At 56.8% G+C, this 15,319-nt stretch carries 17 protein-coding genes; 13 read left to right on the top strand and 4 right to left on the bottom strand.

Going from position 1 to position 15,319, the window contains the following annotated elements:
* The 7 genes from JW937_01990 to JW937_01960 all read left to right on the top strand — a co-directional run.
* Positions 1 to 596, top strand: a 596-nt coding sequence (locus JW937_01990; protein ID MBN1586182.1) for a glutamine amidotransferase, incomplete at its 5' end; no start/stop codon positions are given.
* Between the two features lie 22 nt (positions 597 to 618).
* Positions 619 to 1,023 (top strand): ACT domain-containing protein, encoded by a 405-nt coding sequence (locus tag JW937_01985; protein ID MBN1586181.1) that lies wholly within the window; start codon positions 619 to 621, stop codon positions 1,021 to 1,023.
* 1 nt (position 1,024) lies between these two features.
* Positions 1,025 to 2,389 (top strand): M20/M25/M40 family metallo-hydrolase, encoded by a 1,365-nt coding sequence (locus JW937_01980; protein MBN1586180.1) that lies wholly within the window; start codon positions 1,025 to 1,027, stop codon positions 2,387 to 2,389.
* Positions 2,390 to 2,459: 70 nt separating this feature from the next.
* Entirely contained in the window at positions 2,460 to 3,485 is a 1,026-nt protein-coding gene (locus JW937_01975) for an arginine N-succinyltransferase (protein ID MBN1586179.1), read from the top strand.
* Positions 3,473 to 4,972, top strand: coding sequence for an aldehyde dehydrogenase family protein (locus JW937_01970; GenBank protein ID MBN1586178.1), 1,500 nt, complete (start codon positions 3,473 to 3,475; stop codon positions 4,970 to 4,972). The genes JW937_01975 and JW937_01970 overlap by 13 nt, the downstream gene beginning before the upstream one ends.
* Positions 4,973 to 4,992: 20 nt before the next feature.
* Complete coding sequence (locus JW937_01965; GenBank protein ID MBN1586177.1) at positions 4,993 to 5,964, top strand: hypothetical protein; 972 nt, start codon at positions 4,993 to 4,995, stop codon at positions 5,962 to 5,964.
* The gene (locus tag JW937_01960; protein ID MBN1586176.1) at positions 5,964 to 6,500 is read left to right on the top strand and encodes a gamma carbonic anhydrase family protein; all 537 of its coding nucleotides are present in this window, start codon (positions 5,964 to 5,966) and stop codon (positions 6,498 to 6,500) included. The genes JW937_01965 and JW937_01960 overlap by 1 nt, the downstream gene beginning before the upstream one ends.
* Positions 6,501 to 6,505: 5 nt before the next feature.
* Here JW937_01960 and JW937_01955 read toward each other — a convergent pair whose 3' ends face one another.
* From JW937_01955 to JW937_01945, 3 genes are read right to left on the bottom strand one after another with little or no spacing between them, the layout of a single operon-like run.
* A complete protein-coding gene (locus JW937_01955) occupies positions 6,506 to 6,634 on the bottom strand; it encodes a MetS family NSS transporter small subunit (protein ID MBN1586175.1) in 129 nt (42 codons plus the stop codon).
* Positions 6,631 to 8,139 carry a sodium-dependent transporter gene (locus JW937_01950; protein ID MBN1586174.1) on the bottom strand — a complete coding sequence of 503 codons (1,509 nt, stop codon included), beginning with the start codon at positions 8,137 to 8,139 and terminating at the stop codon, positions 6,631 to 6,633. The genes JW937_01955 and JW937_01950 overlap by 4 nt, the downstream gene beginning before the upstream one ends.
* Complete coding sequence (locus JW937_01945) at positions 8,136 to 8,564, bottom strand: 6-carboxytetrahydropterin synthase (GenBank protein ID MBN1586173.1); 429 nt, start codon at positions 8,562 to 8,564, stop codon at positions 8,136 to 8,138. Before JW937_01945 ends, JW937_01950 begins: the two co-directional genes overlap by 4 nt.
* Before the next feature lie 128 nt (positions 8,565 to 8,692).
* On the opposite strand from JW937_01945, the gene JW937_01940 reads away from it, so the two are divergent.
* The 3 genes from JW937_01940 to def all read left to right on the top strand — a co-directional run bounded on the left by JW937_01940 (position 8,693) and on the right by def (position 10,604).
* Complete coding sequence (locus tag JW937_01940) at positions 8,693 to 9,415, top strand: 7-cyano-7-deazaguanine synthase (protein ID MBN1586172.1); 723 nt, start codon at positions 8,693 to 8,695, stop codon at positions 9,413 to 9,415.
* Between the two features lie 46 nt (positions 9,416 to 9,461).
* Positions 9,462 to 9,950 carry a peptidylprolyl isomerase gene (locus tag JW937_01935; protein MBN1586171.1) on the top strand — a complete coding sequence of 163 codons (489 nt, stop codon included), beginning with the start codon at positions 9,462 to 9,464 and terminating at the stop codon, positions 9,948 to 9,950.
* Between the two features lie 117 nt (positions 9,951 to 10,067).
* A complete protein-coding gene (gene def, locus JW937_01930) occupies positions 10,068 to 10,604 on the top strand; it encodes a peptide deformylase (GenBank protein ID MBN1586170.1) in 537 nt (178 codons plus the stop codon).
* On the opposite strand, the gene JW937_01925 is transcribed toward def, so the two are convergent.
* Positions 10,599 to 12,230 (bottom strand): type II/IV secretion system protein, encoded by a 1,632-nt coding sequence (locus tag JW937_01925; protein MBN1586169.1) that lies wholly within the window; start codon positions 12,228 to 12,230, stop codon positions 10,599 to 10,601. The genes def and JW937_01925 overlap by 6 nt on opposite strands.
* 241 nt (positions 12,231 to 12,471) lie before the next feature.
* Between JW937_01925 and amrS the strand changes: the two genes are divergently transcribed.
* From amrS to JW937_01910, 3 genes are all read left to right on the top strand, one after another.
* The gene (amrS, locus tag JW937_01920; GenBank protein MBN1586168.1) at positions 12,472 to 13,530 is read left to right on the top strand and encodes an AmmeMemoRadiSam system radical SAM enzyme; all 1,059 of its coding nucleotides are present in this window, start codon (positions 12,472 to 12,474) and stop codon (positions 13,528 to 13,530) included.
* 29 nt (positions 13,531 to 13,559) lie between these two features.
* Positions 13,560 to 14,159: a ribonuclease H-like domain-containing protein gene (locus JW937_01915; GenBank protein MBN1586167.1), complete on the top strand. Its 600-nt coding sequence runs from the start codon at positions 13,560 to 13,562 to the stop codon at positions 14,157 to 14,159.
* Between the two features lie 364 nt (positions 14,160 to 14,523).
* Positions 14,524 to 15,319, top strand: a 796-nt coding sequence (locus JW937_01910; protein MBN1586166.1) for a hypothetical protein, incomplete at its 3' end; no start/stop codon positions are given.

Here is a 15,319-nt window from a genome sequence, read left to right as displayed (position 1 = left end):
TATTTCTGCCGGGTTCTGGGGTGAAGGCCGCCGTGGTTTTAGGCGGGCCGATGAATGTGGATGAAGTGGATGAGTATCCGTACTTGGGGCCGCTGCGGGAATGGTTGGCTGCTGCGCTCCGGGCAGATCTTCCTCTATTAGGCGTGTGCTTGGGCGCCCAGCTGATGGCCTCTGCGTTGGGGGCAGCGGTGCGTCCCGGGGAGATGAAGGAAATCGGTTTTCACTCCATCGAACTTAGTGAGGAGGGCAAAGCCGATCCGCTGCTGAATTCTGTGGCCGCGGATGGATGTCTCCAATCCTTCCAATGGCATGGCGACGGCTTTGAGATTCCGCAGGGGGCTGTGCGTTTAGCCGGCTCCGGGCTGTTTCCAAACCAGGCTTTCCGCTATGGCCGCAACAGTTATGCTCTTCAATTCCATTTGGAAGTGACCGAGGCCATGGCCTTGGAGTGGCTGGAGCTCTATGCCGGAGTCGACCCCGCAGCAATCCGCGAACAGATTCCGCGGATCATCCCACAACTCAAACCCTTGGCGCAGAGGCTGTTCCGCGAGTGGCTCGCGCGGTGCCAGGCACCGGTGCCTGGCACCAGTGCCTGACACCGGGTATAATGGTTAAACTATGATTCGCATTGCAAAGCAGATTTCCGTTTTTCTCGAAAACCGCCCCGGTCTGATGGCCCGCATCACCGGCATCCTCGCCGAAGGTCAGATGAATATCAGCGCCCTTTCCGTGCACGATACGGTGGACCACGCTGTAGTCCGGCTGGTAGTGGACCAGCACATCAAGGCCGTTCTTCTGCTGGAGCGCCAAGGGCTCTACATCACGGAAAACGATGTGGCGGTCGTGGATCTCTTTAACCGGCCCGGCGCGCTCACGCATGTGGCGCGCGCCCTTGCCCACGCGGACATCAATATCCAATACGCCTATTGCACAGCCACCGATGGCCAGGGCCAGGGATCCTTAGTGCTCAAAACAGACAATATCGAGCGCACCCTGGATGTGCTGTCAAAGCTAGAATGGTAAGTTGAGCGCCTCTTCAAAGTCCCTTCCAATATCCGGGCTGGATCCTGTCAAGCTCGCCAGCCAATTCATACGAATCAACACGATCAGCTCCCGTTCCAACAAAGACCTTGCCCTATGGGTGGGGAACTGTTTGCAAAGCCTGGGCTTTGAAGTCAGCTACCAGCCCGTGCGTCTGTCAGGGCAGCGGCATCTCAATGTGATTGGGTATTTGGGCGAGGGCCGCTGGCCCATGGGATTCCTGACGCACACTGACACGGTGCCGCCGACACCTAAAGAAGCCTGGACCTCAACCGGCGGCAGGCCTTGGAGCCCTGTGATCAAGGGGCGCTATCTCTATGGCCTGGGTGTCGCGGATGTAAAATCCGATTTAGCAGCCAAGCTCGCCGCGTTCTCCCGGATCAATGCCAATGAACTCAAACGCCCCATCGCGATGTTTGCCACCTGCGCGGAGGAAACCGGTTTGCAGGGCGCCAAAGCTTTGGCGCAAAAGGCTGGATTGCAAAAGCCCGCAGAACTTTGGGTCGGCGAACCCTCGGAACTGCGATTGGTCACCCGGCACAAAGGGTATTTGGTAGTGGAAGTGGAACTCAAACTCAGGCATCGGCCCAAAGTGCGCAAAGGCCGGCGCATTGTGTTTCGGGGTAAGACCGCACACAGCGCCACACCGCATTTGGGGCAGAATGCCTTAGTGGCGGCGTTGGAGTTCTTGACAAAAACTTGGGGCCGCTCACCCCAGACTGAAGTGCTTGAAGTGCAGGCCGGCACCGTTGCCAACAAAGTGCCGGAACGCTGTGAGCTGGTCCTGGGCGAGGCAGGCAGTCATGGGCTGCCTTTGCGGGATCTGATGGATTGGTTGCGGGATTATGAAGCACGCGCCAAGCGCCTGAAGCGCCGCGTGAGCAGCGCGTTCGATCCTCCCCAACTGAGCATCACCCCTACCAGACTTCGCGTGAACGGACATCGTCTTGTTCTCACCCTGGATCACCGGCTCATGCCTGGCCAGAGAGCAGAGGACTACCTCTTATTAATGGAGCAGTCATTGGAGGAGTACTTCAAGCCTGCCCGGTTCAGGCTAAAGGTAGAGCGGAACAATCCGGCTTTGAGCACAGCGTCCAATGAGTCTATTGTGCGTTCGGGAAAACGCGTGTTGCGGGAGATGGATTTGGATGAACCCCCGGCAACCAAGCCGACGTGCACGGAGGCCGGAATATTGGCGGAGGCCTGGAGAATTCCCGCTGTAGTGTTCGGCCCCGGCAAGTCTACGGGAAATATCCACCGGCCCAATGAACGAACCGGGCTAAAGCAGATTTATCAGGCTGCGCAATTCTATGAGAAAATAATCAGGGCCGGTTCTCGAGGAACCTAGGGGACACATCTCCTGTAGAGATATGTCCCCTGAAATTCTGCGAGGTCCGTCCCTCTTCCAAAGGAGCACCGTGAACCACAAGTTCCTCATTCGCAACGCAGGCCCCAAAGACTTCAGCCAGGTAATGAAACTGGCAAAATCTCTGGACTCCTACAATCTCCCGAACGATCGCACGTATATCCGCGAGCTCCTGTCCCTATCCGAAAAATCCTTTGCGGGCCGCGTCGAGGATCCGGTGCGAGCGCGCTATTTGTTTGTGGCTGAGAACATCGGAACGCAAAAGCTCGCGGGAGCGGCGCTGATTGTGGCGCAGCACGGAAAGCAGACCATGCCGCATCTATACCTGGACCGTGAAGAAATCCAGGCGAGCAGCAGCACCTTGGGCATTGATCGAGCGCGGGAGCGTTGGCGCTTACGCTGGACCTTGAACGGTCCTACGGAATTGGGAGGCCTTGTGGTGCTGCCTGCATACCGCGGAAAGGGCCGCCGCGTGGGGTGTTTGGTCTCACTGGCCCGTTTTGCGTATATGGCCGGCCACCGGAATCGTTTTCGTTCGCGTGTGCTGGTGGAATTTATGGGGCATTGGGAAAACGGCCGGAACAGTTTTTGGGAGCAGGTAGCTCAACCCTTTTTGGGCATGAGCTACGAGAAGGCGGATCGCTTGAGCGCCATCAATCGTGAATTTATCATGGGGCTTTTTCCAAAGGAACCGATCTATACCGAACTTCTGAGTGAAGCGGCGCGCAGCGAGATCGGCAAGATGAGCGAGGGAGCGGAACTTGCTTCGCGCATTTTGAAACGTGCGGGGTTTGAATTTCTCAACCAAGTGTGTCCTTTTGATGCAGGCCCGCACTACGGTGTGCAGACTGCGGATATTAGCTATATCCAAAACACACAGAGCCTGAGACTTCTCGGTACGGGGTCTGTGGCCAAATCCGCGGAGGCCATTGTGATGTCCGAGCCCAAGCGCGGGGAGGTGCGGGCGGTTTTTTCAAGAGTGCGCAGGCCCAAGGGCGGAGGCTGCATCTTGCCGAAGCCTATTGCAGATATTCTGGAGATCAGTGAAGGCGGCGAGGTGGCGGTATGTCTGGTTTGATTCCGTTTCGCGGTAATTACATTGACGGCAAGTTCACGCGTCCCAATCAGCAGGGTCAGGTCTCCCAGAGTCCGGGCAACTTGGACCAACCCGTGGGTGTTTGGTGTTCGGATCCCAAACACGCGGATCGTGCGGTTTGCGCGGCACAGAAGAGTTTTGCCCAGTGGTCTCATGTTTCCCGCAAGCATCGTGTATCTGCGCTCAAGCATTTTGCCCGCGCAGTGTCCAGGGGCCGGGAAGAGCTCGCTGTTCTTATTAGTAGAGAGGTGGGGAAGCCTCTGTGGGAGGCCCGGCAGGAAGCGGCGGCGGTGGTGTCCAAGATCGACGTCACTTTGGAGCACGCCAATACCGCCCTGAACGGCTATGAAGTGGCTGTGCGCAAGGGCGTGAACGGGCAGTGTGCCTACAGGCCGCGTGGCGTGATGGTTGTGATGGGGCCTTTTAACTTTCCCGCGTATTTGGCCACAGGCCAGATCGCGCCCGCGCTTTTGGCCGGCAACACCGTGGTGTTCAAGCCTTCGGAAGAAGCGCCCTTTGTTGGGCAGTGGCTCGCGCAGGCCTGGTACAGCGCCAGGCTTCCCAAAGGTGTCTTTAACCTGGTGCAAGGCGCTGCGGAAGTGGGGCGCGCTTTGGTGGCGCATCCGGGGATCCGCGGGGTGCTTTTCACAGGTTCGGTGCCTACGGGCCTGGTGTTGAGGCACGCGCTGGTGGACCGGCCGGAGGTTTTTTTGGGTTTGGAGATGGGCGGCAAGAATCCGGTGATCGTTTTGTCGGACGCTTCTTTATCCATCGCGGCCTACGAGGCCTGCGTGGGCGCCTTTATTACTGCGGGTCAGCGCTGTACCTCCGGCAGCCGCATTTTAGTGGAGCGCAAAGTCGTGGATCCTTTTGTGCATCGCCTGCTCAAGAATGTGGACCGCATGCAGGTGGGGGATCCGGCAGACCCCTCAGTCTTTATGGGGCCTTTGATTAATGCGCAGGCTGTGGAGAGGCACCGCCAGGTGTGCGCATGGGCGGGTAAAGAAGGCTTTAAGCCGCTGCGCGAGGGAAAGAATTTCAAGGCAGGTGTGCGGGGTTATTACCGCACGCCTTCTGTGCATTTAGCCCAGCAACGGCTCAAGGGAGCCGGGAGCGCCTATCGTGACGAGGAACACTTTGTGCCGGACATGGCGATCTACGCTGTCGAGGATTTGGATGAAGCCTTGGCTTTGGCAAATGCTACGGACTACGGCTTGGCAGCCGCAGTTTTCACACGGTCCAAACGAAAATTTGAGCACGCGTTTAGGCGTCTGGAGGCCGGGGTCATCAATTGGAATCATTCCACGGTCAAGGCCTCGCCGAAATTGCCCTTTGGCGGCCGCAAGCGCAGCGGAAATGATGCGCCGGCAGGGATCGCTGTGCTGGGGACGTGTGTGTATCCCGTGGCGTCTTTGAGTGATTCACGTGTTGCTAAGGATAGAGAGTCTTACCCCGGTTTGATACGCTGATGTCGTACTGTCCTGCGGTCATGATGACTGACCCACACTATTTCCGAATTCGCGGGGGAGCCAATCCTCATACGCGCAGCGCTTGGGGGCGACGCAAGCGGGTGGATCGGGGCCGTTCGCTGAAGCATTGGCAGCAGTTGGCCGGCACTCTTCGCGATGCGGGTGTGGCCGTGTTTGTGATTCCTCCAAATCCCGCATTGCCGGGTATGGTGTACCCGGCTAACGGAGGTTTTCTGTACCGGGCTGATGAAGAGATTCCCGCAAGCGAGAAGACCTTTTATTTGAGTAATCTGGTTCCGCACCGGGCGCGAGAGTGGCGGTATTACTGGCGTTTTGTCCGGGGCATGGGTTTTGGAGCAGCCAATATGCCGTATCGTTTTGAGGGGGAGGCTGATTTCTTTCCGTGCGGCGAGGACTTTCTATTTTTTCATGGCCCGGTGATCGACCAGCATTGGGCCCTCCAATCCCAAGCGCCTTTTGTGCGAAGGGTGTACGGATTCCGGAGCGATGCCCGCAATTTGCACCGCTTGCAAGAGATTGTGGGGCCGGGCACGCGCATCCTGAGTTTGACCCTGGTCAACGAGGCGCACTACCACGGAGATACCGTAGCCTGTTCCTTTGGGCCCCGGCGCCAATGGCTTTTGCTCTACGAGTCGGCCCTTTCCCGGGACTCTGTGGCGATGTTAAAAAACCGGCTTGGCGACCGGATTATCGCCCTTTCAGATCCAGACGGCGGAAAGTTTGTAGCGAATTGTTACGGCGCGCGCACAGACTCCGGATACAAGCTCTTTTTGCCTCATACAGCGAGTCCCGAAGTCCTGGATCGCATCAAGGCAAAGGGCGTGGAACCCGTACGCGTGAATGTGAGTGAGTTTATGGAAAAGGGTGGCGGCTCCATCAAGTGCATGGTCGGGGATTTAGGACGGATTGACTTTGATGAGCGCGTGACAGAGGAAGTGAGACAATTTCGACAGGAGCATCGGTATACCTAATGACTGAAATTGATCAAATTCTGACATACAAAGACAAGACACCTGTAATAGGGGAAGGTGTATTTATTGCGCCGGGCGCGCGAGTTGTCGGCGATGTGACGCTCAAGAAGAACGCCAGTATTTGGTACAACGCGGTTCTGCGCGCGGACCTCAATGCCATTACGATCGGCGAGAACACCAATGTCCAGGACGGGGCTGTGCTGCATGTGGATAGAGATGCGCCCTGTATATTAGGGGATAACGTGATTGTCGGCCACTCCGCCACGGTGCACGGGGCTGTTGTGGAAGACCAGGTGCTCATCGGGATCGGGGCCACAGTGCTTTCGCACGCCCGGATCGGCAAGGGGAGTGTGGTGGGGGCAGGCGCCCTGATTAAGGAAGGCCAGGAGGTGTTGCCGGGTTCACTGGTGGTGGGCGTTCCCGCACGCTTGTCGCGAAAGCTCAGCGAGGAACAGCAGGCCATGATCCTGGACGGGGTGAAAGTCTACCTGCGGCTCAAAGATGCGCATGCGTCCGGGCAGAGTAGACTTGTTTGAGCGAATTAGTGTTTTCTGCGGGAAGCACGCTTCTTGAGAGCTTCGTGTTCCAACGCGATCCCGACGCACAAGGCGAGTCCGCCGTAAAGCACGGTACAACCGACTAAGAGCATGACAATGGCGGAGGCGTTCATGACACATTGTCCTCCGGATTATCGACAAAGGTTTTGACCGGCTTAATGCGGGCAACCAACATGCCGAAAATCGCCACGGCCACGGTCACGCACCAACCTCCCATAAAGAGCGCCCAGATAGGATAGTTTTCGTAGGGGCGTTTAAATTCTTCGATGAGGCTCATGACCAAGGTGATCCCCAGTACCGCTGGAGTGATGACCCTGACGCAAAATTCCCAGCCGTGGCCTGCGGGAATTTCCGAAACCTTGTCCAGGTGGTGGGTGAGTTTTCGGGTATTCCACATCCATCCAACGATCACGCATTCCGCAAAGCCCACTGCGGCAAGGCCGAAGTTACTCATCCAGTTGTCGACAATATCCAACCAGTAGAGCCCTGCGCGTGTGCAAAACGGAATGCCCGCCAAAAAACCCAGCAAGCAAAAAGCTTTGGTGATGAGCGGGCGGGGGATATCCCACTTGTCGTTCAGGCCCGTGACAATGGCCTCCACAATCGAAAACGCCGAGTCGATGCCCAGGAAGAGCAGCGTCACGAAGAACAATACGCCGAAGAGTTGGGACCAAAACGGGAGTTGGGAGATGGCGGCCGGGTAAATCACAAAGGCCAGTCCCGGGCCCTTGTCGATTACCGATTCAACCGGGGCGCCTGTGGCGTGCGCCAAAAATCCCAAGGTGCTGAAAACCACAAAGCCGGCAAAGAAACTAAACCCGCAATTGGCCAGGGCGGTAATAAAGGCGTTATTTGTGATTTCCGCATCGCGGGGCAAATGGCTGGCGTAAGCCATGAGAATGCCGAAGCCCAGGCTCAATGAGAAAAAGATTTGTGAATACGCGGCCAGCCAGACACGGCCATTGAGAAGCTGGCTGAAATCCGGTGTGAGGTAATAGGCGATGCCGTCCATTGCGCCGGGCAGGGTCATGGCTCGCACAAAAAGGATAATCAAAAAGATAATCGGGACCGGCACCATCCACATCACAACTTGGCCGATGCGTTTGACGCCATTGACGATGACCCAGTAATTGGCCATCCAAGCCAGGGCCAGGCCGATTAAAATGGGCCAGCGAATGCCGCCGATGGTGCCGGGGTCACCGGTGATTTGCAGGAATTGGTTGAAGAAAAAGTCTCTTGCTTCGGCGGGTGTTTGGCCCCAGGCGAGCGTGAAGCTGTGATACAGATAATTCCAGCAGTAGCCCAGGACGACGCAGTAATAGAACGCAATCATGGATCCGACCATCAGGGCCCACCAGCCCACCCACTCCCATTTGCGATGAATCTTGGCCAGGGACTTGGGTGAAGAGCCTTGCATCATTTGTCCGAGGCCGAACTCCAAAACCAAGAGCGGGATGCCGGCAGTGAATAGCGCAACAAAGTAGGGGATGAGAAAGGCGCCGCCGCCGTTGGAATAGGCGACATAGGGAAATCGCCATACATTGCCCAGACCGATAGCGCTGCCGATGGCCGCCATGATAAAGGCGGGGCGGCTGGCCCAGCGTTCCCGCTGAGTCATTCAGGCCTCCATGCGCCTTGGCCGGCAGGGCAGAAGCTGGCGTAGGAGGTGGGCGTTTCCCAGAGCGTGACCTGAATTACATTGAGGCCTTGGGACACGGCGTATTCAAAAATGAGGCGCGAGATGGCCTCGGCCGTGGGATTTTCGTTCATGGTGAAGAAGGCCTCGTTGAGTTCCCGCAGATGCGGGATGATCGGGTCTTCCTTATTGAGGAGGATCTTGTGGTCGAGGTTTTCGTCGATCCAGGCTTGAAGCGTGCGTTTGATATCGCCGAAGTCCACGACCATGCCGCGGGAGTCGAGCTGCTCGGCCTCCAGCTCGATGAGGACCCGGCCATTGTGGCCGTGCAGGTGCCTGCATTTGCCCTCGTAGTTGAGAAGACGGTGCCCGTAACAGAAATTGATTTCTTTGGTTACGCGGTACATAAGGCTAATAGTATATATCGGTTCCGAGATCCCCCGCAAACCCTTCCCCGGTGCCAGGCACCGGTGCCAGGCACCAGTGCCTGGCACTGATTGACTTGGGGTGGGGCGCTTTGTTAGGCTGATGCTCTATGGTTCGCAATGCCACGCCCCACAAGGTCTTGGATTCGGTTTGCGTTCTTGTGAGCGGGGGGCTGGACTCGGGTGTGCTGTTATCCCAATTGTCCCAACGCTTTAAAAGAATCTATCCTCTCTATGTGGCCACAGGGGCGCGCTGGGAAGCGGCTGAGCAATATTGGCTCGGACGCTTATTGAGAGCCTTGGGCCCCCGGCTCGGCACGAGTTTCATTGAGCCGCTTCGGGTGCTCACCCTGGATGTCTCGGATTTGTATCCGCCGCATTGGAGTCTGAACAACGGCCCTGTGCCTGCCGCTGCAGATCCTGACGAAAGCGTGTTTTTGCCCGGCCGGAATCTGCTGCTTTTGTCCAAGGCCTTGGTCTTTTGCCAGTTGCAGGGAATCGGGAATGTGGCCTTGGGTATCCTCAGGGGCAATCCTTTTGCGGATAGCCGCATGCCGTTCTTTAGGGCCCTGGAGCAGGTGAGTGAAACGGGTCTGGAGAATACCATCCGCATTCATACTCCCTTGGCGGAATCTTCCAAGGTCTCGGCAATTCAATCCGCGCCGGGCATGCCGCTGGAATGGACATTTTCTTGTATTGACCCCGAGGGTTTTATTCACTGCGGAGTTTGTCAGAAGTGCGGGGAACGGCGCACGGCGTTCGAAAAGGCCGGGCTCGTGGATCGTACGGAGTACGCGTGCACAGCGGAGGAGGGAAGAGTTGCGATTTCTTAGGTTCCTGTCGATCAGTGTTCTTAGCCTTAGCATGTTGGGAGGAGTTATGCCAGATAGTTCTGCGGCCGGGAAGAATCCACAGGCCAAAATTGAAACAAACTTGGGTACGATTGTCATTGAGCTTCGGGCGGACGAAGCGCCGAATACAGTCGCTAATTTTGTGAAGCTCAGCAAGGACGGATTCTACGACGGGATTATTTTTCATCGCGTCATTCCAAGGTTTATGATCCAGGGCGGGGACCCCACCGGTACGGGTACGGGCGGCCCGGGCTACCAGTTTGAGGATGAATTCTCCCCCAGGCTGCGCCATGACAAACCGGGTGTGCTTTCTATGGCCAATAGCGGCCCCAATACCAACGGCAGCCAGTTCTTCATTACAACGGTACCCACGCCTTGGCTGGACGATCATCACAGTGTTTTTGGATACGTGGTCGAAGGAATAGATGTGGTGGAAGCCATCTCCAACGTGCAGCGCGATGCGCGCGACAAACCGGCGGATGATGTGGTGATGGAGAAGGTGACCGTAATCGAATAACTCAGTTGGTCATGGCGAGCGAAGCGTTGCCATCTTTGTGGGACACAGATTGCTTCGTCGCCTTGCTCCTCGCAAGGACGGAGTGAGTTGCGCGCACAATGACGGCGGAGGCACTGTATGGCAAATATACTGAAGATTTCCAGAATTGGCCATCCTGTTTTAAGGGAAATCGCCAAGGAAGTGGATCCGGAGCTGATTGGCACTCCGGACTTCCAGCGATTTCTCGTGGAAATGGTTGAGACCATGCGTGAATACAACGGCGTGGGTCTCGCCGCGCCGCAGGTGCACGTGCCCTTACAGGTGGCGGTCCTGGAAGTGAAGACCTACAACGAGCGGTACGGCAAGACGGAAGAGATCGTGCCGCTCACCTTTATGATTAACCCGCAGCTCGCAGGCACGAGTGGAGGGCAAGTCTTGGATTGGGAAGGCTGCCTGAGTGTTCCCGGGTTGCGGGGTGAGGTTCCTCGTTGGGAGCGCATCACAGTCAAGTACTTGGATCGCGAAGGCTCGCCGCAAACTCTTGAGGCTGAAGGATTCCACGCGCGCGTTATTCAACATGAATGGGATCACTTGCAGGGGATGGTTTACCTGGACCGCATGAAGGATATGCGGAGCTTAAGCTTTAATGAAGAGTTTTCGCGGTATCAGCTATAAGATCGCGACGGTCATTACCTCTTCCAGACTCGTCACGCCTTCCAATACTTTTGCGCGCGCATCCTCGCGCAACGGCGTCAGGTTGCTGCCGGCCGCCTCTTCAATCTCATGGGGGGAGCCGCCCTTGGTAATCGTGGCTGCTACGGCTTCATCCACCCAAAGGGCCTCGTACATTCCGACCCTTCCCTTAAATCCCGTGCCTAAACAGTGGGAGCATCCCTTAGGCGAATAGACTTGAACAGGGGCCCCTTCGTTGCCGAGCAGTATCGACTCTTCGCGGCCGGCTGTGCGCGCGACTTTGCATTCGACACATAGTCGGCGCACCAGGCGATGGGCCATGACTACTGCTAAGGTCGCGCCGATCAAATAGGGTTCGCACCCGATATCCGTGAGCCGCGCAATCGCCACAGATGCCGTGTTGGAATGCAGGCTGGAGAAGACCATGTGTCCGGAAAGAGCTGCCTTGAAGGCCACGTCTGCGGTTTCCAAGTCGCGGATCTCACCTACCATCAACACATCCGGATCGTGCCGCAGCAAGGCGCGCAAGGCTCCGGCAAAGTCCACTTTGCCGCTCGTGCCTACCGGGACCTGTGTGGCCCCGGGAATAATGCTTTCCACCGGATCTTCTGCTGTGAGTATGTTCAAATTTGGACGGTTGATTTCGTTGATGGCCGCATACAGGGTGGTAGTCTTGCCGCTTCCCGTAGGCCCGGTCATCAGTGCCATGCCAAAGGGACGATGAATTGCCGAATGAAACCGGGCCAAGGTTGCGGACGACATACCCAAGGTATCGAGGGTGAGATTCTTGTCCGCCTTGTTGCGTACACGTAAGGTGACGCGTTCGCCCCAGCGGGAAGGCGCGGTGGCTACACGCATGTCCATGCGCTCGGCTTTTGGGATGGGAGGCTTGACTGTGAATCCGCCGTCCTGGGGGATGCGTTGCTCGGCAATATCCATTTCCGCCAAAACTTTGATGCGCGAAATAAGGCTTAACGCTTGGCTGGAATTAAGCCCCGACATAATTTCCTGCAGGCCGCCGTCGACGCGCAGGCGCACGCGAAGCCCCTCTTCTTGAGGCTCCAGATGGATATCCGAAGCGCGGCGCAAGTGCGCTTCCTTGAGAATCTGATTGAGCTGTTCAACGGAGTCGGACTCGGGCTCGACCGTGACAGAAGTCCTGGGCACTTCGCCTTCCGCAAAACTCAGGCGCGTCAGGATGGTGGAAATAGCCATCGGTTCTGCAATGCCGATCGCGATCTTCTGCCCCAGGGTTTGTTCCAGGCTGCTGATGGCCTGCGCTTCATCCGGATCAGCCATGGCCACAAGGATCTTTCCTGCGTGTTCACCGATGGGAAGGATCATGTACTGGCTCAAAAAGGCACTGGGTACACGGCTGCAAAGCGTTTCAGACGGTACGACCGTAGCAAGGTTTATGTAAGGAAGTTGCCGCGTCTCGGCAAAGGCTTGGTAGAAGGCGGCAATGGGAATGCGTTCATGATTGATGATCTGGTCCAGCAGGTCGTCTTCGGATCTGCGGGAAATGCCCTCGAGTTCCTTAACGCGTTGGGCTTTGACCAAACCGCGCTGCACAGCTGCTTGAATGAGTTGTTCTCTGGAGATAGCCATCCCCGGCCCCCCGGCTATCAAAGTGGTGGTACACCGGTAAACAGATTAGCAGTCTTTGCCCGGCCTGGCCACCGTTTCTGCGAGTGGTAGAATCAAGGGTGTCTGAAACCACAGTCTGCCATTGCGGGCGTAACCGTCGTCATTGCGAGGAGCGCAGCGACGAAGCAATCTGTGTCCTGTACAGCTCCCCAGGTCTCCGCCATAACTTATGGCGGATTCTCTGGATGACAGCAAGGCAACTATGTTAGACCGATACACCAAATCATCCAACGCCTTGACCCTCCCCCTGGACGCCGGCTCCCTGCAGTGCGTTGCCTGCGGCCACCGTTGCAAGATGCGGCCCGGCAAGCGCGGAGTGTGCCAGGTGCGCTTTAATGAGGAAGGCCGGCTCCGCGTGCCTTTCGGCTATGTGAGCGGCCTGCAGTGCGATCCCATTGAGAAGAAACCCTTTTACCATGTGTTGCCGGGGCAATTGGCCCTGAGTTTTGGGATGCTCGGTTGTGATTTCCATTGTGCCTATTGCCAAAATTGGGAGACCTCCCAAGTCCTGCGGGATGAGGCGGCCCAGGGTATGTTGCAGCCGGTCGAGCCCGCGGAGGTCGTTGAGATTGCCTTGCAGCAGGGCGCGCCGGTTGTTGCCAGCACCTACAATGAGCCTCTCATTACCAGTGAGTGGGCGAAGGAGATTTTTAAGCTCGCCAAAGAAGAAGGACTCAAGACTGCGTATGTTTCCAACGGCAATGCCACGCCCGAAGTCCTGGACTACCTGCAACCGCATTTGGATATGTACAAGGTGGATTTGAAGGGCTTTCAGGAAAAGGCATACCGGAAGCTCGGCGGCCGGCTCAGCGTGGTCAAAGAGACGATTACAGAGCTGTGCCGGCGCGGTCTGTGGCTCGAGGTCGTGACGCTCCTGGTTCCGGGACTCAATGATTCGGAGGCGGAGCTGCGCCAGATTGCGGAGTTCCTGGCCGGCATATCGCCGCAGATTCCGTGGCATGTCACAGCCTTTCACTCGGATTACCGCATGCTCGACACGCCCTTTACCCCTCAGGAGGCTTTGATGCGGGCCGGGGCCCTGGGCCGGGAAGCCGGGTTGCAGTATGTGTATGCGGGGAATCGTCCCGGGGAGGTGGGGAATCTGGAGAATACGGCTTGCCCGGACTGCGGAGAGGTCTTGATCGAGCGCGTGGGCTATCGTATCCTAGGCAATCATATTGAGGAAGGCGCCTGCCCGGCTTGCGGGCGGCAAATTCCCGGAGTATGGACTTATCCACACGTGCCAGGCACCGGTGCCTGACACCGTGAAACAGAGGTGTTCCACAGGTCATGTCCATCCCTTACGAACGTACAATTGTCTTTGACCTCGAAACCCAGAAGGCCTTTAACGAGGTGGACCGGTCCAAGCCGCACCTTTTGAAGGTTTCGGTCCTGGGTGCCTATGACTATTCCGCCTCGGAGTATCTGATGTACGAGGAGAAGGAACTGCCGCAGTTTGAAGAGCGGCTCAAGAAGGCAGAGCTTGTGGTGGGTTTCAATATCCGGAGTTTTGACTTGCCGGTGCTGCAACCGTATTTGGGACTGGATGTGAAGACCTTGCCGGTATTGGACTTGCTGGTTGAGATCGAGAAGGTGCTCGGCCACCGCGTGAGTCTGCAGAGTTTGGCCCAGGCCACATTGGGAGAGGGGAAGTCCGGTTCCGGACTCCAGGCCATTGAGTTGTTTCGCGAGGGCAAGATGGAGGAGCTCAAGGCGTACTGCCGGGACGATGTCAAAATCACCAAGAATCTGTACGAGTACGGTTTGCTCAACGGCAAGGTGAGCTACCGTTCCAACCGCGATTATCAAACCCACACCTTGGAGGTGGACTGGGCCAGCCACGCGCCCCAGGTCCCTCCCCAAGAAACTTTCCCCTCCGGATTATTCTAATCTAGGGACGGTTCTCGCCAACCCTTTGCCCAACAACAAGTTCCGTGAGGTCCGTCCCCTTTGCTCCCCGAATGAAACTCTTTTTGTAGAGGCTCAATAAGGGCCGTTCTGATGGTATACTTTAACCTGTCCGCATGCATTGAGTTACGATTTTATTCCATAGAAATAGGCTCATATCTTTATGAAATACAATAAGTTACGTTTCTCCGCTATTTTGTTGGCCCAGATCTTACTGTGGACTTCAGTGTACCCCTCCTGGGCTGTTCCTGTGCGCCCGGAATCCCGGAACTTCTTCCGGGGAAGCGTGCAGCCGGCCCAAGCTGAGAGGGGACGGACCTCACCGAAGCCGTTGGCGGAGAAGGAGTTGGCGAGACCTGTCCCTGATTGGGAGGTACCGGCTTCTCTTGGGCGGGTTCTTCGCCGGCAATTCTATCCGGACTCTCCCTTTGCTGTGATTCATATCCAGGATTTCCACGCGCACGCCGAGGCCCAGGAGAATATCGCGGGCTTGGTCACTCTCCTCTCCCAACAATACGGGGTGCAGCAGATTGCCTTGGAAGGCAGCACCGGTTCTATCGATGCCAGCTTTTTTGCCACCTTTCCCCACGATGAAATCCGCAATGCCTGGGCCGAGGACGCGCTCAAGCGCGCCTACATCACCGGGCCTGAAAAGGCGGTGATTGCCGGCCAGCTCCGGGCGAATTTATATGGTGTGGAAGACCGCGACAAATATATCGAAGACTTCCGGCATTTCAAGAAGATTCATACCTTTTCACCGGAGGCCAAGCAGGCTTTTCAAGCGTTACTGCAAAGTCTAGAGGATGCCGAGTCGCAGATCTATCCGGAAGCCGGGCTGGAGTTGCTCCGTATGCGCGGGCGTCATTCCGGGCAAGGTGTTGATGCCGAAGAATACTTCGGTTATCTTTACCGGCTGGCCGGAGACCAAGGCACGCCCCTCGAAACGGAATACCCGCATCTCCACACCTTCTTTCAGATTGCGAGTGTGGCCAAGCTTCAGGACGAAACCAAACTCCAGGCAGAAATCAAACAGGCTTTAGTGGTTCTGACCAGTGATCTGCAGGATGAATCCAAACAGAACCGTCTTTTGGAACTCGCATCGCAGGTTGGCTCCGGCACTTTGTCCACGGGACAGTTTGCTT

The sequence above is a fragment of the Candidatus Omnitrophota bacterium genome, assembly GCA_016929445.1.
Taxonomy (GTDB): Bacteria; Omnitrophota; Gorgyraeia; order JAFGIU01; family JAFGIU01; genus JAFGIU01.
Note: the sequence above shows the minus strand (reverse complement) of the source record. Positions and strands in the feature narration are given on the sequence as shown.